The organism is Halomonas litopenaei (genome assembly GCF_017303055.1).
Lineage (GTDB): Bacteria > Pseudomonadota > Gammaproteobacteria > Pseudomonadales > Halomonadaceae > Halomonas > Halomonas litopenaei_A.
In genome coordinates this window covers 129,024-146,342 of the sequence record NZ_JAEKJT010000011.1, presented here as the reverse complement: position 1 = coordinate 146,342, position 17,319 = coordinate 129,024, and the positions used below count along the sequence as shown (strand labels likewise).

Here is a 17,319-nt window from a genome sequence, read left to right as displayed (position 1 = left end):
TCCTAGAGGACGTTCACAATATAGGGGCCTCGTTCACATTGAGCAAGAGAACGGGCATACGTTCACAGCTCTGAGTGTGAATACGTCAAGCTAACTTACTGAAAGAGAAGGGATGACTACTATCTAGTAGAGAAGGCATACGCTACTGACCAGCTAGGAGCTCCTCTAGGCAACGATAGGCAGAGAGGTAGGGGTAGGCATAGGGCGGACCCTTAGAACGCCTCAGAGGGCCTTGCAGGGAGAGGAGAGAGCGGGTAGGAGAGTTCTGCGTAAGTTATCCCCGACCTTGTTGCAGAGGGGGAGGGGGGGCATAGGGGGATGCTACATATATGCATAGCCCCTTTATATTTTCTAAGTGAAATTATCCACTTTTAGAAAAGTCTTGACAAGCGTATATTTATGGGAGTACAAGAGATTGAAGTATATCTGTCCATAACCTCGCTCCTATAAGTTAGGCGTGACATCGGTGAAGCAAAGGCGAATCTACGCCAGTACTAAGCAAAGACATAGGTATAAGTGGTCTAAGCGTAGCTATGCTAGTCAATGCTGACGCCTAGGCGGATTACGGACCCTGTGATTGTCTGCGAATAGTATAAGCGTACAGTCTGTGAAGGTCAGACTAGTAGTTAGCTTGCGGGTAGCGTCCGAGTTCGAGTCGCTATGAGTACAGCCGCGTTACGCTTCGAGGGGCATGGCAAGGCAGTGGTGGAGTCTCGAAGCTGATACTAGCTAGGTGGAGAGACGAAGTGGCTTATCCCTAGAGAGTGGGTAGTGCTAGTGCTAAAAAATCTTTTGTTATAGCAATGGTCCTACTCCTTGAAAGACAAGGCCCCTCTCCTCTTTTAATAAATAATTATCCTTTTAGGCATGTGTATACATGTACGAGGGCCTAGGAGGCTCTATAAGGCGTTCTAAGGGATAGGGAGGAGGCGACTAGGGGTAGGACCTAGAAGCGCGTAGAGAGGCGGACAGGAAGGACTAGCCTATTAGTTAATAGTCGCTAGTCTCTTCATATCTTGTTGGTACTCTTTCTCTATTTGCACTTCCTTTGCTAGCTTCCGCTCTACTTCAGCCTTCGGAGGTCTTCCTATTGGACGGGCTAAGCCTACAAGCTTGAGGAGTTCTTTAATTGCCAAGTGGTTGCCCCCTTCAGCTCCCTCTTTAAGTTTGGCTGTAGCCAGGTCCTGCCAATAAAGCTTATGCTCTTCATCCCAGAAATGCTCTTTAGCGTATTTGTCTAGGGAGAGAAGACTGATGCCTAGCTCTTTGGCTAGTAGGTTATGGGAGTGAGCAGTAATATATTTCTCTTTTACTTCATCCGACAGGAATAGTTGAGAATTAGACATGGTCATGAAGCTCCTTTAGTTTTTGTTTAGTGTTGGTTATCTTGGCCTCTACTTGCTGCATCTCCCAAAGGCCATTACCGTTAGACGCAATGAGATAGTCTAACTGGACTTGAAGGTAGAAGAGACGGGTTTGGTAGAAGTGGTCTAGATAGGGATGGGGAAGTCCTTCCTGTTGGTTGGGCTTATAGAGGCTGGTGTTGATAGACATAGGGGCTCCTTATGCGGCCTGTTTGTATTCTCTCTTGAGCTTAGCCATTCCTTTATGGGCGAACTCATCTAAGGTGATGTGAGAAGCATGAGGGTAGTTCTTAAGAAAGCCTTTGTGCGCTCTCTTTACATTACCTCTCTTCACCCTATCCAACCTAGCAAAGGCTCCGTCATACGGATTGATGCCATGTTCAGCTTGGTAGGCGATGGCAGCTAGCCAGTCTTGAGCCATCTTACGCATACGAGGAGAGGGGATTACCGCTATCATCTTCTCGTTAGCATCCCTGTTCCTTACGCATCCCCTGAATAACCATTGAAGCATGCTAGATAGGGACCACTCATCGTAGCTAATAGAGGCGTCATGCTTGCTGAAGAACCGCCCTATGCCAGGGTTTAAGTTCTTATCCAATCCGTACACCATCAGCTTGCAATGAGCATGTTCGTTAGTACCTAAGGCGGTATGACTAAGGAACGAAGCAGGTATGGTCTTGCCCTTACTATCCCTCTTCCACCACTGACCAATCTTCACGGACTTAAAGTAGTCGATAAAGTCGAAGCCATGAGCCTCTTTGAAGGTGGTATAGCGTGTAAGTTCAAGAGGGATGTCGTAGTCTTTCATTGCCTCTTTCGTGAACTTGTTCACTAAGGAAGCAGCTTCTTGAGTGCGCCCCCTCATCTGATACCAAGAGAGCTTGAAGTCTTCTGAACAGTAGTCGTCAGGGATAACAAGATGGTCAGCAATGTAGCGATAGCATTCAAGTAACCTATCCTCCATAAGAGGGAGATTCTCAACCTCTACTCCATGTACTTGCCCAAGCTGTACCGCCATGATGGAGCTATCCCATCGGTAAGTCATGACGATGATACGGTCGAAGCAAGACAAGAACTCGGTAGATACCTCGACTACCACGAACTCCTCATCAAGGAAGAAGAGCATACCTGTATCACAAAGATTCTTTAGGTGTTCATGGTGGTTATACCCACAATTCTTTAGGGGGTTCCAAGCCACCTTACCGGTACCCTCGTGCACGAGTATGTAGCCGTTGTCTCTATCCGCTCTAAGGTTCTTGTTGGTCAGACTAGCGTCACTAGCGCTACGTACAAGATCGATAGTTTCATCGAGGATGAGCACCTTCTCTCCTTTGACCATTGGAAGCTTACGTAGGGTAGACAAGTGCTCATCTGTTAGACGCTCGAATAGGTGATGGGTAGTCACCACATTCTGACGATTACGGATAATATCTAAGAGATCATTGCTTTTACTTGTCTCCTCCTCAGAGGGCTCTACTAGTTCCACGTTGATACAGTTGCTCTTGTACCGCTCCACTTCATCTAGCAGGGGTAACACTACGAAGTAGTAATTATCAAGCTCTGAATTGATAGTTGAGATAGCGTAGGTAGACTTGCCATATCCCATGATGGCGTCTAGTACTTGTACCTTCATTCAATCTCCAATAATTTTTACAAGACCCTGTTTTAGGGATTGGCTTCCCCCATTGGAGGGAGTAATATAAGTTATTGATAATTCAGCGTATAATTAAAACACTTCCGTTTTTTACATCACCTAAAAGGAAGAGGTTTTCTGAGCTGTTTCGCTAGGATATAAGCTAGGGAATATGTGCAGCTCCGCTGCGTCAGGAGTATGTTAAGAATTAGGAGGAAGGAAGAGGGACAAACAACCCCTTTGCCCCCATGGAAACCCATGCTCGCTACGCTCACTAACGCAGAAAGGGAAAAGACAAAAACATTGTGTGTAGGTATATGTTTAAGAATAGCCTGAGAGGGGGGCAATCATTACCTCCCTCTGATATATACTCTAGCGCTCACTTAGATTAGACCAACTAGACTGATACATTTTTTTCTTAATAGGGTAGGGTGTTTTTGAATCGACTAGATTTGTTTGTCAATATGTATTCCTATACGTGCAGCGGAGCTGCGTTATGAGCTAGACCAGTTGACTCGCCAAGCTCGTACCGTCTCACTGTCGTTCGACATACGCATGAAAAGAATAAGGTCAAGGGCATCTAGGTATATGTTAGGACTTCCTGAAGAGGAAGGTTACTACTACTTCCTTCCCTTCAGCGTATACCTTTAGGTCTAGTGGGGGTACGTAGCAGTAGTCGTTCCTCCCCAGAGATATACCTAGTAGATTCCTTAAGGGTCTCCTGTAAACTTCTCCACCACAGCTACCAACCCTTGTTACTGCCATACTCATACTTAGCTACTCGCTTCATACACGGGGACGTGTACCCTGAGAGCCTTACCAGTTGCAAACTTTCCCACTAAGCGTGGAGCCTGGCTGGTCCCTTAATGCGGAATAGATAATGTCATTTACTGACAAGGTCTTTCTCCTTCAGGAGCAAGTACCTATCAATAGCAAAATGTACTTCACGAGGGGTGGTGAAGCTCCCTTCTAGCCCCTCTACATCAGGAACTATATACGTAGAATACTGAGTCTTGTAATAACGTACGCCCCTGTAGTCTTTGGGATAGGCAAGCTTAGCGTTATCAGCCTTAGCCTGTTCAGCAATGGCTTGCTTACGCTCACGCTGCTGTTTAAGATAGTCCTGATCTACTTCTTCTTGCGTTCTCATTGCTTTTGTCCTCCAAACTTACGCATGGTGTTCTTCTTAATCTCTGCCATCTGCTCATGTGGCTTAACCTTGTGCTTATACTCAGGTTTAACACCAATGAGGTTCCCTTCTGCGTCATACTGAAAGGGAGGCTCTTCAGGAGCAGCTTTAGCCTTACTTGCCTCGATTGCTAGTTGAGCATCAATACCCTCACGGATAACAGGATCGTTCTGATAGAGACGCTTTAGGGTTTCTTCCTTAATTTTCTTCATCTGCTCTTCTGGGGAGAGGTCTTTCATGTTGACAGGTGGTGGGGTAGGTTGTCCTTCATTCGTAACAGGACCCTCTCCTTCACGCGCGATAGGTTCCAGTTCCTTAGATTTTTCTTCAAATGCATTAGTCATTGTTCAGTCCTTATTGATGATTCTATATTGATTGGTTGCGTTAGGAGATACTCGGGGAGCTTTCTCAATCAGCCCCCTTTCTATCAGCTTCTTCAGAGCCTGCTGTACACCTAGCTGTGTCATACCTGTCACTCGCATGAATTCAGAAAGACTGATAGCGGACCAACCTTCTCCGTCAGCCTTGTCTTTAATCAGTAGGTAATAGATTCTGGATGTAAGGGTAAGGTCTTGCGGAAGAGCTTCAATTTCTTTTAAGCTTGTCATTACATTTACTTCTCCTGTTGGTTGTGCTTACTTACTTGGACTTGTTATTATTTATATCCCTATAGATATATACCCAGATTTGAGAAAAAAGGAGACAAGGATATTGAAAAAGATTTGAGAGTAGGTGTTCCGTAGGGACGGGAGAGGGCAAAAGTACTATAGGCAGGAAGCCCCCACGAGACTCTGTGAGGGCTTGTAGAGGGGAGGCGTAGGGCAGGATGGGTAAGGGGCTTAGAACGTCTCCTAGGTCACTTTTGGCTCGATATAGGGCTATTCCTGATGTCTGGTGCAGGGGAGCCGTAGCCTCTAGCTAGTCTAGCAGGGGGATGACATCCCTAACGCTCAAATGGGAATACCTAGCCACACTCCTCGTATCCCTATGGCCCGATACCACCATGATCTGAGCATTGTTAAACCCTTTCTTGGCTATGTTGGTTATCCTCGTATGGCGTAGCTGGTGAAGCCTAACGTCCTTCCCTAACCCAGCCCTCTTTCTCGCCCTCAGTATGGCTACAGACACGCTGTTCACCCTCACATTGAAGAGCCTTTCTTTCGGACCTAGAGGCTTTATCATAACCTGCTTTAGAAGCTCTACAGCACGCAAGGTGAGAGGAACAGACCTAGTACCATTCTTCCCATCCACTACATCTGCTATCCGCTCCTCTAGGTGTACGCGAGAGGGCGTTAGCTTAACTATCTCTGCCCTTCTCATAGCTGTCTCGTAAGCTAGCTCGGTAATGGTGGCCATGAGAGGAGACATAGCCTTCAAGAGAAGCTCTAGCTCCTCCTTGCTTACCACCTTATCACTAGGCTTGGATGGTTGAGGAAGAGCTATAAGCTCTACAGGATTGGTTAAAGGCTCCCCTTTACTCCCTTCCAACAGGAGTTCTCTCCTTGCGTAACGGAAGCAGCGAGACATGAAAGAGAGGTCCGCCCTACAAGTAGAGGACTTCACCTTCCTTAACCGTTCATGCTTATAAGCGTTGATCTCTTGAGGCGTTATGTCTTGTATTGCTTGGGGAAAGGCAAGGGCTAGGCTCTCCACTATCCTTCTCGCATTACGAAGGGAAGGCTTATCCCTCAATATATTTTCACAATAGGACATCCCCACCGTGTAGATGGTGTGTACCTTGTGCTCCTTCGAGGATGCCTCTCTTTGCTTAGCCCATTGTTCAGCCTCTTCCCTTGTGAGGAAGGTAGCAGATTGGGCAGGCTTGCCCTTGATGCGCACCTGAGCATTCCAGTTTCCGGACTTGAGTTGCCTGAATGTAGCCATAACCTAGCTCCTGTTGTGAACGTGTGTTCTCTAGGAGAGCTAGAGCCGCAGGCTCTGGGGGAGCGCAGCGACCTATCTGTTCAAGAAGCTGGACCTGCGCTCCCGAGTGGAAGCGGCGGTGTGGGCAACCAAGCATGGCCTGGGCTGAACGGCGCTACTGGCATTGCTGCGCTGACCTGTATACGACAACGCCCGGGCTGGACCCGGGCGTTATCTCTTTCTCCACTGACGCCTCACCGCTTAGCGGTAGTGGCGAGGCGTCAGTGGTGTCTCAGCTATTGACCGCGGCAACCGCCTTGGCCAGGTAGGGCAGGTTTTCCTGAGAGAAGCCCGCCACGTTGGCACGGCCGGAGCGCACCATATAAATGCCAAACTCATCGCGCAGGCGATCCACCTGTTCCGGTGACAGACCGGTGTAGGAGAACATGCCACGCTGCTCGGCAATGTGCGCGTATTTTTCGCTCAGCCCGTAAGGCTTCAGTGCTTCGACGAAGTCGCGACGCAGGGTGTTGATGCGGTCACGCATTTCCGTGAGTTCCTCACGCCAGACGCCTGCGAGCTCGGCCGAGTGCAGAATTTCGGCGACGATAGCTCCGCCGTGGGCGGGCGGGTTGGAATAGTTCTCGCGGGCGACAATGGCGATTTGCGAACGAACGTTTTCCATCTCTTCGTTGTTCTTCGCGACCACGATCAGCGCACCGGTACGCTCGTTGTAGATGCCGAAATTCTTCGAGCAGGAGCTGGTGATCAGCACATTGTCGAGGTTCGCGGCCAACAGTCGCACGGCGTAGGCGTCTTCATCCAGGCCTTCAGCGAAACCTTGATAGGCGAAGTCCACCAGCGGCAGCAGGTCACGCTCCTGCAGCACCTCAAGCACCTGTTGCCACTGCTCGTGGTTCAGGTCAAAGCCCGTCGGGTTGTGGCAGCAAGCGTGCAGGACCACCACGTCGCCCTGGGGAATCTGCTTCAGAGCCGCCAGCATGCCGTCGAAGTCGAGACGGTTGTCGGCATCCACGTAGGGGTACTTGTGCAGTGCGATACCGGCGGCGGTGAAGATGCCGTGGTGGTTTGGCCAGGTGGGATCGCTGACCCAGATGCCCTTGCCAGGCAGCTGGCTGGCAACGAAGTCGGCCGCCAGGCGCAGAGCGCCGGTGCCACCGGGAGACTGGGTGGCACTGGCACGCCCAGCTTCCAGCACCGGTGAGTCCTGGCCCAGCACCATGGGCAAGACCACGGCACCGTACTCGGGAGCACCGTGTGAGCCGATGTAGGTCTTGGTGGTCTCGTTGTTGAGCAGCAGGGCCTCGGCCTCCTTGACCGCACGCATCACCGGAGTGTTGCCCTTTGCATCGCGGTAGACGCCGACGCCAAGATCGACCTTCTGGGGATTGGTGTCCTTCTTGAAGGCCTCGATGAGCCCGAGGATGGCATCCCCGGGAACCCGCTCAATCTTCTCGAACATTTAACTTGCTACCTCGTCGGTTCTAGCCGCTAGGATGAAATCGTTCTTGTGCAGGCCCTTCATTTCGTGGGACCACCAGGTCACGGTGACCTTGCCCCACTCGGTCAACAGCGCCGGATGGTGACCAGCCTCTTCAGCGATCTCGCCGACTCTGTTGGTGAACGCCAGGGCCTGCTTGAAGTTGCGGAAGCGATAGCTCCGCTCCAGTTGCATGATGCCATCGCGCTCGACGATCTGCCACTCGGGCAGCTGTTTTTGCCAGCTGGCCATCTCGCTCTCGCTGGCATGAGGGGCGTCCCAGCGGCAGGCTTCGCAGGATTGTTGTGACAGGGACGATGGGTGTTCGCTCATGGGATAGCTCCAAATGCTAGTGGTAGGGCAGAAATTGCCGGTCGTCAGGCGCGGGGTGACCGCGCCTTGGGCGTGAACAGCGGGGCAAAGAGTCCTAGCGCCTTGGCCTGTTCCACCAGCGCCATCAGGTCCTGCTGGGCCAGTGTCTGGAGGTCGTCAAGACTGTCGAGAACATAGTAAAGCGGTTGCAGGATGTCGATGCGGTAGGGCGTACGCAGTGCATCGAGGGCATCGAAGCGACGCGTTACCGGTGCGTCGGAAAGCGCGTGGAGCGTCTCCCGTGGCGATGAAATGATGCCTCCCCCATAGATGCGTCGGCCCTCTGGCGTGTCCACCAGGCCGAATTCGACCGTCATCCAGTAGAGCCTGGCCAGATACACCCGATCCTTGGGCTCGGCTGCTAGGCCCAACCGCCCGTAGGTGGCGGTGAACTCAGCGAAGGCCGGATTGGTCAGCATGGGGCAGTGGCCAAAGATCTCGTGAAAGATATCCGGCTCCTTGAGATAGTCCAGCTCTTCCGGGGTGCGGATGAAGGTCGCGACGGGGAAGCGCCGGTTGGCCAACAGCTCAAAGAAGGTATCGAAGGGGATCAGCGCCGGGACTGCGGCGGTTCGCCATCCCGTGGCGTCGTCCAGCACCCGATCTATCGCATCGAGCTGCGGGATATGATCGGTGGGCAGGGCAAGGCGCTCCAGCCCCTCCAGGTACTGGTGGCAAACACGTCCTTCGATCAGCGCCAGTTGACGTTCCATCAAGGTCTGCCAGGTGCGGTGCTCTGTCTCGCTCCAGTGGATCTTGCCATCGTGGTCAGGAGTGTGAGCCTCGTAGGCCGTCGCTTTGCCAGAGACGGACGCATCCGCGGAGTGGTTCGAAGGAGAGTGAAGTGAGCCAACGAGAGGCGAGTGCGTAGACGGTGCGCTCATGGCGCCTCCAGATAATGGTGAGCGGAAAAGGCGGGTGTTGTCCTGCAACAGAGTGTCGGTCGAGTGCAGGCCATGTGCGAGGGGGTTATGGTAGAGAAACCGGGTCGATCTGGTGACGAAGGGGAGGCGAGTGTAAGAAAAACGTGACAGCAGGGCCGCAAGGGCACTAGCCCATGGCCATAGCTCGACCAAAGAGGCAGGTCTCGTGTGCAATGACTTCGATAAGCTGTAAGGAAAACGTGACAATGGAGGTCGGACGCCGTGACAGCAAATTTCTGCCCGTGGGTCTTCTGCCTATCGATAAGGAGCGCTAAGCCAGCATGCGCCTGAGAGTACATTGCCAGAACCGCATCGGTATCCTGCGTGACATCGTGTCCCTTCTTGCTGACTACGGCGCCAACGTGGCGCGTGGCGAAGTGGGTGGCGAGCGCGGCAATGCCATCTATCTCCACGTGCCATTGCTGCTTAACGCGCAATGGGTGACGTTGAAGCCTCGTCTGGAAGACGTGTCTGGCGTCTTTGGCGTGCGCAAGGTCAGCCTGATGCCGAGTGAGCGTCACCAGCTGGAGCTCGAGGCGCTGCTTTCATCGCTGACAGACCCGGTCATGTCCATCGACATGGAGGGGCATCTGGTCGCGGCCAACCGCGCGGCGAGTCAGCTGCTGGGGGTGCGGGTAGATGAAGTGCCAGGTCTGTCCCTGGATCGATATCTGCCGGACTGTGACTTGCCCGATGTGATTCGGCGTAACAATGCCAGGGTCAACGGACTCAGAGTCCGCCTGAAGAACGCGACCTTTCTTGCCGATATCGCTCCGCTGCACCGTGAGCATCATGACGATGTCGAGTCATTGGCGGGGGCGGTGGTGACACTGCATAGCGCTGATCGCATTGGCGAGCGGATCTACCAGATACAGCGCCAGGAAATGCGCGGTTTCGAGGCGATGTTCACCGCAAGCCCCCGGCTTGCGTCGCTGATTCATGAAGCTCGTAGAATGGCGCCGCTGGATGCCCCGCTGCTGATCTTCGGTGAAACAGGCACCGGCAAGGAGTTACTGGCGCGGGCGTGTCACCTGGCCAGCCCCCGTGGGCAGGCACCCTTCATGGCCTTGAACTGCGCTGGCCTGCCGGAGTCCATGGCCGAGACGGAGTTGTTTGGCTACGCACCGGGGGCCTTTGATGGCGCCAGGCCAGAGGGCAAGCTGGGCCTGCTGGAGTTGACCTCGGGCGGTACCATCTTCCTCGATGAAGTGGGAGAGATGAGTCCGCGCCTTCAGGCCAAGCTGCTGCGGTTCTTGCAGGACGGCGGCTTCCGTCGAGTTGGCGCTGACGAAGAGACCTATCTTGATGTGCGGGTGGTGTGCGCCACTCAGCAGGACCTGCTGTCGCTATGCGATCAGGGGCTGTTTCGCCAGGATCTCTACCATCGCCTGAACGTGCTGTCCTTGAACGTTCCGCCATTGCGAGACTGCCTGGACGGGATTCAGGCACTGGCAGAGCATTTCGTCGACCGCGCTGCCCGGCAGATTGGCTGCCCGTTGCCCGAGCTTTCTAGCGCCGCTGTCGCGCGAATGGCCGGCTATGACTGGCCGGGCAATGTGCGGCAGTTGGAAAACGTGCTGTTCCAGGCGGTATCGCTGTGTGAAAGCGGTCGCATCGAGCCGGAGCACCTGCGCTTGCCTGAGGGGCCGGCCTCTGGCGATCTGGCCGGCATCGAGCTGGACGGCACCCTCGACGATATTCTGGCCGACGTGGAGCGTCGGGTGCTGGCCGCGCTGTATCCGCTGCATCCCTCCAGCCGGCAGTTAGCACGACGGCTTGGCGTCTCCCACACCACCATTGCCAACAAGCTGAAGCGTTACGGGCTGGGGGGCACCTGAGCAGGGCGTGTCAGGATCCTATGACCTGGATCACGGCGGCACGCACCTGGGGATAGTGAACCTGTTCGTGACTCGCAAAGCCGGCGAGTTTACGCGCCTTTGCCTGACTTAGCGCAGGACTGACGATGCCACACAGAAAACGTGTGGCCAGGTCAGCGTCCAGCTTTCTGGGCGGTTTCGTTGCGCTCAGCGCGTCGCTGAGCTCCGTCAACCAGCCATGCAAGGTTTGCTCATCGGCAGGCAGCGTCGGCGAGGCGGCGCTCAGGCTCGCCCGCTCTCCGCGGCAGGCCGAGCAATGTCCGCACGCCCTTGGCGCGTCGCTATCTCCGAACCAGTCCGCAAGACCAGCGCTGATGCAGGTGGTGGATTCGAACAGCGCCAGCATGGCCTCCAGGCGCTGAAGCTCCATGTCGGCACGGGCCACGAACTGCTGATGGAGTTCGCTGGCCAGATGCTGGGAGTCCACGTCGGACAGGACGCTATACACCTCAGTGATCTGCTTGCTCTCGAGACGAATCCACTGTTGCTGGTCGAGATAGTCCAGTGCCTTCAGCACTCTTGCCCGGGAGGTATCCAGGCCTCGCGCCTTGCCAAGCTGGTACAGGCGTTCAAAGTCCAGGCGATACCAGCTGCGCCCCTTGTCGGACGCCTCGATGATGGCGGACAGGAAAGCCCCTCTTTCTCCAGGGAAGCGAGCGAGAAGCGCTTCCTGCTCAATCTCGAGGCGAAAACGGTACTCGGCAAAATAGCTGTGGCTGGCGCGGATGATGCCCATCAGCTCTAGCTTGACCAATAGCGTCTTCAGCGGCAGTTCGCGAATATCCGTCTGCCGCGATAATGCATTGAGCGATAGCTCCCAGGCACCCGGCGCCGCCGCCAGATCATCCAGTACCGCCTGGATGCCTGCCCGGGGTGGTACATCGCCATGGACGAAGTTCTCGAGCACAGGGAGGCTTTCTCGCCCGGCGAGCATCAGGCACTCGGCGCGGGCACCGTCGCGGCCTGCTCGACCAATTTCCTGACTGTAGTTTTCAATGGATTTGGGCAGGTCGAAGTGCACGACGCAGCGAATGTCTGACTTGTCGATGCCCATACCAAAGGCAATCGTGGCAACGATGATCGGTAACTGGCCTGACATGAACGCCGCTTGAAGCTGGGCACGGGTGTCTGCGTCCAGGCCCGCGTGGTAGGCCGCCGCTTCCAGGCCAGCGGCCTTGAGATAGGCGGCGAGCCGCTGTGCACTTTGCTGTAGCGTGACATAGATGACGGTGCTGCCATGTTCCCCATGGGCCTGGTCGCGCTGGGCGATCAGCCAGCGGGCAAGATATCGGGGCCGTTCATCGGCGGGCACGGGAGCGATGGTGAGGTCGAGGTTCGCGCGATAAAAGCCCGTGGTGATCACGTCTTCACGGGCAATGGAAAACGCGGCCCGCATGTCGTCAATCACCTTGGGCGTGGCGGTAGCGGTCAGCAGCAGCACCTGAGGGATGCCGAATTCATGACGGTAGTGCGGCAGCTTCTGGTAGTCGGGTCTGAAGTTGTGTCCCCATTCCGACAGGCAGTGCGCTTCATCAATGACCAGTAACGATACCCGTACGTCCTGCAAGAAGTGGCGAAAGCGCTCATTCTTCAAACGCTCGACCGATACCATCAGCACACGCAGGTGGCCCGATCGAGCCGCCGACATGACTTGCTGCGTTTGCTCTGGCGATTGACTGGAGTCGATGCTGGCAGCAGCGATACCGCGCTGTTGCAAGGACGCGAGCTGGTCTTGCATCAGCGCCAGTAGCGGCGACACGACCAGCGTCAGATGAGGAAGGTGCAGGGCGGGCAACTGATAGCACAGTGACTTGCCGGAGCCGGTAGGGAAAATGGCGGCAGCGCTGCGACCCGCGATAAGGGCGTTGATCGTCTCGCGCTGGCCGGGACGAAACTCACGATATCCGAAGACCGATGCCAAGGTGTCATCGATGCGGGGAGAGGCAGAAGGCAATATAGGTAGTCTCTAAAATGGAGCCTTGCCACCTAGCGGACAGGCTGGGGTGACGTGGCAGTATTTGCAGCGTGACAGGCTACCTTGTTGTGGGCCGGGGATGAAGTACAGGTTGGCAGTCGGCCCGCAGCAGTGACACCGTGGGAACACGCTGGGCAACACTCGCTAGCGTACAGAAAGGGCCGAGGCTTAATCGCTACGCTGTGGGCTCCAGCGCTGGATGACCCGGTTTCGCCCCTGCTGTTTCGCCTCCACCAGGTTGGCGTGCACCTGCTGCATCAGTTGGGCGCCGGTGACTCCTCTCTGATAGTCGCTGACCCCCACGCTGACCGTCACCTTGTGCCGGCCGATACCGAAGTCATGGCGTGAGATGTTCTCGCGCAGGCGCTCCGCCAGCTCGCGCCCCCGGCCGGCGGGGGTCATGGGCAGCAGCAGGGCGAATTCATCGCTGCCCATGCGTGCCAGATAGTCCTCCTGGCGCAGCTGGCTGGAGGCCAGCGCGGCGATCTGGCAGAGCACGCGATCGCCAAGCCCTCGCCCCCAGGTGTCATTGATCAGGGCGAAATGGTCCAGGTCGACGAACAGCAGGGATAGCGGCACGCCGTGGCGGTTGGACATGGACACTGCCTTGTCCAGTTGGCTGACTAGCGAGCGACGATTGGCCAGTCCTGTCAGCTCATCGGTACCAGAGAGGTAGCGCAGGCGCTGCTCTTCCGCGACCTGATCTTCGATGTCGATGAGTAGCCCATGCCACAGAATGCTGTCGTCACAGCGCTCCGGCAGGGCTTCCAGGGAATACCAGTGGGGGTTGAGTTCGCCCACGGGCAGGCGCAGCCGAGTGGACACGGGAGACAGCCAATGGGCGGAATGCTCGATGGCGCGGATAAATTCCCCGTAGGCTTCTCCCAGCAGGTCGCCGAGCCGCTGGCGCACGTCATTGGCAGTGGCCAGGGGAGCGAGCCGTCGGGTCATCGGGTCGTCGCCGGTCAAGGCAGGAAGCTGCAGACGACCCCTGGCGTCACGTTGAAGAGTGAAGAGCACGCCGGGTACGCGCTGTAGGCAAGCAAGACGCTGCGCATCGGCATGCGTCTTGGTCGCGGAAGTGTTAGCGCAGTCATCCATGGTCAGGCAGTCCTTGGCCGCAGGAAGAGTGATCAACCCGAGGTATCGGGCTTAACTCACCATCTTAAGGGCTAGCCGAAAGGGGTATATCAGCCTTAAGGGCTAAGAAAAAACGACGTTTTTCTGCTTTTACAGGTATGCAGTATCTGGATGCTGCGGGCGCCTGTGACAAATGTGTATGTAATACATTGTGTTACAGGAACTTCTTGCGCCGATGACGCGCGCTCTAAAAAGGCTCGCCAGCGCCATGTCGGCTGTGCTGTTGCAGTAGTCACTAGGCACGTTCTCGTGCTCCGTCCTTCCTAAGGCTTAGGTAAGAGGAATGAGGTGATGGGCTGCAGCCTGTGCCAATTGATGTCCCAGGCGTTCAAGTGGATCGCCACCGTGGCGCCAGAAATGCCAGAACAGCGGCACATCGAGATACCAGCCGTCGACCACGTCGACCAGCGTTCCCTCGGCCAGCTCTCGCCGGGCTTGAATGTCCGGCACCAGACCAAAGCCCAGACCCGCCTTGGCCAGTCCTATGAATCCCTCGACGCTGGCACAGCGATGGTGAGGGAAGGGCCCGGTGACGCCCTGGGCATCCAGAAAACGGTGCTGAAGCTGATCGTTGGGGCCAAAGATGATGGCCGGGCAGTGCTGCAACGCCTCTGCGGTAGCGCCTTGAGGACAATGGCGCGCAAGAAAGTCGGGACTCGCCAGCGCTCGGTAGCGCATGGCACCGAGTGAAATGACGCGTGCTCCTTGTACAGGGGTGTCGCTGGCACATAGACAGGCGGCGACTTCCCCCTTGCGCATGCGCTCAAGCCCCACGTCCTGGTCTTCAATGACCAAATCGAGGGTGATGGCCTGATGCTTGAGATAGTCGCCCACCGCCTGGGGCCACCAGGTCGCCAGGCTATCGGCGTTGATGGCGATGCGCAGCTGTCGATAGCCGACGGTCAGTGAGGGGGCCTCCTCGATAAGCTCGGCCTCAAGTAGGCGAACCTGCTGGACGTGGTTGAGCAGTCGCCGGCCCAGCCCGGTGGGGGTAGGGGGCGTGCCGCGGATCAGTACGGGCTGTCCCAGGCGTGCTTCCAATAGCTTGACGCGCTGTGACACGGCGGACTGTGTCAGTCCCAGCGCTCGGGCGGCGCGTTCAAAACCCTGATGCTCGAGTACCGCGGCGAGGGCATTCAATAACTTGTAATCGAGCATGGGTCGCCCTGGAAGTGACGCTGTCTCATTAGAATTTCTAATGAGGCAGTCGGATAAGTTGTTTCTCTAATTCTAGCGCGCTCCTTACTCTTGTCTACCTGGGTGGCTTGCACCCGGACCTGTATGGCTTTCGTTGCCCGGCATGCCGGCCTTGTCGCGCCCCGCCTTGCTTGACGTGGCGAGAGATGAGATCAGCGGTGTTGCCCTTGATAAAGGAGTTTTCGGCATGTGGTTGTCAGTGTTGCAAGGCGTGGTAACTGGCGCAGGCTTGATCATCGCGATTGGCGCGCAGAACGCCTTTGTCCTGGCCAAGGGGCTTCGGCGCCAGCACATCTGGTGGGTTGCCGGCATCTGCGCCCTGTGCGATGCGCTATTGATCGGTCTGGGGGTTCTCGGGCTCGGCGCACTGATTGCCCAAAGCGAGGGAGCGATGTGGCTGGCGCGTATTGGAGGTGCAGGGTTCCTGGTCTGGCAGGCGTGGCTGGCCTTCAAGCGCGTCATGCATCCGCGAGGGCTGGAAGCCAGCAGGGACGCCAGCACCACGTTAGGCAGTGTGATTGTGGCCACCTTGGCAGTGACGCTGCTGAATCCCCAGGTGTATCTCGACACCCTGGTGATGCTGGGAGCCATCGGCTCACTGCAGGACAGCCCGTTGGGCTTCTACATGGGGGCGACCATGGCATCGTTCACCTGGTTTTTCGGATTGGTAGCACTGGCCCGCGCGCTGGCGCCTCGGTTGACCAGTCCAAGCGCCTGGCAGTGGGTCGATGGCGCTATCGCGGCGGTGATGCTGTTGGTGGCGTGGCAGATCCTCATCTTGGATCCCGCCTAGTACCAGGTCGTCAACTGTCAGCGTTTCATGACGGCCTGTCACGCTAGCGTTACGCAGGGCCTGTGCAAGGTCGAGGGCTGTCAGGCCAGCGCTACACCTCGCGGCTCTTCAGGGTAGCCTGGGCAGCCACACAGCTGGCAGCCCGCCGCTCGGAGGCATGTGGCTCGAAGGAGGGGGCGCCTAGGATAGATGCATGGGTTCGGCTCTTACGGACACCACCATGACACTATCGGAGGCACACATGACCGCAGTAGCTCCCATCGACATACATAATCCTATCGGCACCCATGGTTTCGAGTTCGTTGAGTACAGTGCTCCCGACGCGGAAGGAATTGCGGCCCTGCGTGAGCTGTTCGTGGCGATGGGGTTCACGGAGACCCGGCGCCACCGCAGCAAAGGCGTCAGTCTGTTCCAGCAAGCGGGCGTCAATTTTGTACTGAACGCGGAACCTGACAGCCACGCGGCGCGCTTCGCCCAGCAGCATGGGCCCGGTGCCTGCGCCATGGCATGGAAGGTCGCTGATGCACGACAGGCGCTGGATTATGCGGTGGAACAAGGCGCGCGTCCCGTTGATGTCCCGGTGGGGCCAGGGGAAGTGGGTATTCCTGCCGTGGAGGGAATCGGAGGTTCGCTGCTCTACTTTGTCGACGAGCGAACCGATGAGCACAACAGGACCATCTACGACATTGACTTCGACGCCATCGAGGGGCGCTCAGCCAACGACAATAGCGTTGGTCTGCGCTACCTCGACCATCTGACGCACAATGTGGAGCGGGGGCAGATGGATCCGTGGGCAGATTTCTATACCCGGATCGCCAACTTTCGGGAGAATCGATACTTCGATATCGAGGGCAAGAAGACCGGATTGCATTCCCGGGCCATGACAGCGCCCTGCGGCAAGATGCACATTCCGATCAATGAATCAGCCGACGATAACTCACAGATCGCCGAGTTCATTCGCGAGTACAAGGGTGAGGGCATTCAACACCTGGCGATGGCGACAGACGATATCTACGCCACGGTGCGAGCCCTCAGGGCCAACGGTATTCGCTTCCTCTCCACGCCGGATACTTACTACGAAAAGGTCGATGTGCGCGTGCCCAATCACGAAGAGCAGGTAGAGGACCTGCGCGAACTGAGCCTGTTGATCGATGGCGGGCCTGATCAGGGCGTGCTGTTGCAGATATTCACCGAGACAGTGATTGGCCCGATTTTCTTCGAGATCATTCAGCGCAAGGGCAACGACGGCTTCGGTGAGGGCAACTTCAAGGCGCTGTTTGAATCCATCGAGGAAGACCAGATCCGCCGAGGTGTGCTCGACGCCGATTGAGCACAAGGCAGGAGCGTTATCGTCGAGGCTGGTGTGGCGTCAACCGGGATACACTGCGTTGGCAGCCAGTCGCGACGATGACGGGCCTGCCCAAGCGCGACAAAATCCGTCACAATGGCGCGCTGGCCTCCACCCTGATTCGGCCACAGGCTGATGTGGAGG

The 17,319-nt window shown here is 56.2% G+C and carries 16 protein-coding genes; 3 read left to right on the top strand and 13 right to left on the bottom strand.

What is annotated here, in order from left to right; genetic code table 11:
- Positions 1-986 precede the first annotated feature (986 nt).
- From JF545_RS19150 to phhA, 10 genes are all read right to left on the bottom strand, one after another.
- Entirely contained in the window at positions 987-1,346 is a 360-nt protein-coding gene (locus JF545_RS19150) for a hypothetical protein (RefSeq protein WP_206944724.1), read from the bottom strand.
- Positions 1,339-1,554: a hypothetical protein gene (locus JF545_RS19145; protein ID WP_206944722.1), complete on the bottom strand. Its 216-nt coding sequence runs from the start codon at positions 1,552-1,554 to the stop codon at positions 1,339-1,341. Before JF545_RS19145 ends, JF545_RS19150 begins: the two co-directional genes overlap by 8 nt.
- Before the next feature lie 9 nt (positions 1,555-1,563).
- Positions 1,564-2,997 carry a hypothetical protein gene (locus JF545_RS19140; protein WP_206944720.1) on the bottom strand — a complete coding sequence of 478 codons (1,434 nt, stop codon included), beginning with the start codon at positions 2,995-2,997 and terminating at the stop codon, positions 1,564-1,566.
- An 883-nt stretch (positions 2,998-3,880) separates the two neighbouring features.
- A complete protein-coding gene (locus JF545_RS19135; RefSeq protein WP_206944718.1) occupies positions 3,881-4,147 on the bottom strand; it encodes a hypothetical protein in 267 nt (88 codons plus the stop codon).
- On the bottom strand, positions 4,144-4,530 hold the full coding sequence (locus tag JF545_RS19130) for a hypothetical protein (RefSeq protein ID WP_206944716.1): 387 nt from the start codon (positions 4,528-4,530) through the stop codon (positions 4,144-4,146). The genes JF545_RS19135 and JF545_RS19130 overlap by 4 nt, the downstream gene beginning before the upstream one ends.
- A 3-nt stretch (positions 4,531-4,533) precedes the next feature.
- Complete coding sequence (locus JF545_RS19125; RefSeq protein ID WP_206944714.1) at positions 4,534-4,794, bottom strand: hypothetical protein; 261 nt, start codon at positions 4,792-4,794, stop codon at positions 4,534-4,536.
- A gap of 310 nt (positions 4,795-5,104) precedes the next feature.
- Complete coding sequence (locus JF545_RS19120) at positions 5,105-6,070, bottom strand: tyrosine-type recombinase/integrase (RefSeq protein ID WP_206944712.1); 966 nt, start codon at positions 6,068-6,070, stop codon at positions 5,105-5,107.
- A gap of 271 nt (positions 6,071-6,341) precedes the next feature.
- Complete coding sequence (locus JF545_RS19115; protein WP_206944710.1) at positions 6,342-7,532, bottom strand: aromatic amino acid transaminase; 1,191 nt, start codon at positions 7,530-7,532, stop codon at positions 6,342-6,344.
- Positions 7,533-7,883 carry a 4a-hydroxytetrahydrobiopterin dehydratase gene (locus JF545_RS19110; protein ID WP_206944708.1) on the bottom strand — a complete coding sequence of 117 codons (351 nt, stop codon included), beginning with the start codon at positions 7,881-7,883 and terminating at the stop codon, positions 7,533-7,535.
- Positions 7,884-7,927: 44 nt separating this feature from the next.
- Positions 7,928-8,806 (bottom strand): phenylalanine 4-monooxygenase, encoded by an 879-nt coding sequence (gene phhA, locus JF545_RS19105; RefSeq protein ID WP_206944706.1) that lies wholly within the window; start codon positions 8,804-8,806, stop codon positions 7,928-7,930.
- A 320-nt stretch (positions 8,807-9,126) separates the two neighbouring features.
- On the opposite strand from phhA, the gene JF545_RS19100 reads away from it, so the two are divergent.
- Complete coding sequence (locus JF545_RS19100; RefSeq protein ID WP_206944704.1) at positions 9,127-10,683, top strand: sigma-54-dependent transcriptional regulator; 1,557 nt, start codon at positions 9,127-9,129, stop codon at positions 10,681-10,683.
- A gap of 10 nt (positions 10,684-10,693) precedes the next feature.
- Here JF545_RS19100 and JF545_RS19095 read toward each other — a convergent pair whose 3' ends face one another.
- From JF545_RS19095 to JF545_RS19085, 3 genes are all read right to left on the bottom strand, one after another.
- The gene (locus JF545_RS19095) at positions 10,694-12,676 is read right to left on the bottom strand and encodes a RecQ family ATP-dependent DNA helicase (RefSeq protein ID WP_206944702.1); all 1,983 of its coding nucleotides are present in this window, start codon (positions 12,674-12,676) and stop codon (positions 10,694-10,696) included.
- A 189-nt stretch (positions 12,677-12,865) separates the two neighbouring features.
- Positions 12,866-13,798, bottom strand: coding sequence for a GGDEF domain-containing protein (locus JF545_RS19090; RefSeq protein ID WP_206944700.1), 933 nt, complete (start codon positions 13,796-13,798; stop codon positions 12,866-12,868).
- A gap of 309 nt (positions 13,799-14,107) precedes the next feature.
- Positions 14,108-14,995 carry a LysR family transcriptional regulator ArgP gene (locus JF545_RS19085; protein ID WP_206944698.1) on the bottom strand — a complete coding sequence of 296 codons (888 nt, stop codon included), beginning with the start codon at positions 14,993-14,995 and terminating at the stop codon, positions 14,108-14,110.
- A gap of 226 nt (positions 14,996-15,221) precedes the next feature.
- Between JF545_RS19085 and JF545_RS19080 the strand changes: the two genes are divergently transcribed.
- Complete coding sequence (locus tag JF545_RS19080; RefSeq protein ID WP_206944697.1) at positions 15,222-15,827, top strand: LysE/ArgO family amino acid transporter; 606 nt, start codon at positions 15,222-15,224, stop codon at positions 15,825-15,827.
- Between the two features lie 241 nt (positions 15,828-16,068).
- Positions 16,069-17,157 carry a 4-hydroxyphenylpyruvate dioxygenase gene (hppD, locus tag JF545_RS19075; RefSeq protein ID WP_206944696.1) on the top strand — a complete coding sequence of 363 codons (1,089 nt, stop codon included), beginning with the start codon at positions 16,069-16,071 and terminating at the stop codon, positions 17,155-17,157.
- The last annotated feature ends 162 nt before the right edge of the window (positions 17,158-17,319 follow it).

Coding starts and splice junctions, on each gene's coding strand:
- JF545_RS19130 (WP_206944716.1), bottom strand. CDS start 4,530: ATGACTAATGCATTTGAAGAAAAATCTAAGGAACTGGAACCTATCGCG.
- hppD (WP_206944696.1), top strand. CDS start 16,069: ATGACCGCAGTAGCTCCCATCGACATACATAATCCTATCGGCACCCAT.
- JF545_RS19125 (WP_206944714.1), bottom strand. CDS start 4,794: ATGACAAGCTTAAAAGAAATTGAAGCTCTTCCGCAAGACCTTACCCTT.
- JF545_RS19100 (WP_206944704.1), top strand. CDS start 9,127: ATGCGCCTGAGAGTACATTGCCAGAACCGCATCGGTATCCTGCGTGAC.
- JF545_RS19120 (WP_206944712.1), bottom strand. CDS start 6,070: ATGGCTACATTCAGGCAACTCAAGTCCGGAAACTGGAATGCTCAGGTG.
- JF545_RS19115 (WP_206944710.1), bottom strand. CDS start 7,532: ATGTTCGAGAAGATTGAGCGGGTTCCCGGGGATGCCATCCTCGGGCTC.
- JF545_RS19150 (WP_206944724.1), bottom strand. CDS start 1,346: ATGTCTAATTCTCAACTATTCCTGTCGGATGAAGTAAAAGAGAAATAT.
- JF545_RS19085 (WP_206944698.1), bottom strand. CDS start 14,995: ATGCTCGATTACAAGTTATTGAATGCCCTCGCCGCGGTACTCGAGCAT.
- JF545_RS19145 (WP_206944722.1), bottom strand. CDS start 1,554: ATGTCTATCAACACCAGCCTCTATAAGCCCAACCAACAGGAAGGACTT.
- JF545_RS19080 (WP_206944697.1), top strand. CDS start 15,222: ATGTGGTTGTCAGTGTTGCAAGGCGTGGTAACTGGCGCAGGCTTGATC.
- JF545_RS19135 (WP_206944718.1), bottom strand. CDS start 4,147: ATGAGAACGCAAGAAGAAGTAGATCAGGACTATCTTAAACAGCAGCGT.
- JF545_RS19140 (WP_206944720.1), bottom strand. CDS start 2,997: ATGAAGGTACAAGTACTAGACGCCATCATGGGATATGGCAAGTCTACC.
- JF545_RS19110 (WP_206944708.1), bottom strand. CDS start 7,883: ATGAGCGAACACCCATCGTCCCTGTCACAACAATCCTGCGAAGCCTGC.
- JF545_RS19090 (WP_206944700.1), bottom strand. CDS start 13,798: ATGGATGACTGCGCTAACACTTCCGCGACCAAGACGCATGCCGATGCG.
- phhA (WP_206944706.1), bottom strand. CDS start 8,806: ATGAGCGCACCGTCTACGCACTCGCCTCTCGTTGGCTCACTTCACTCT.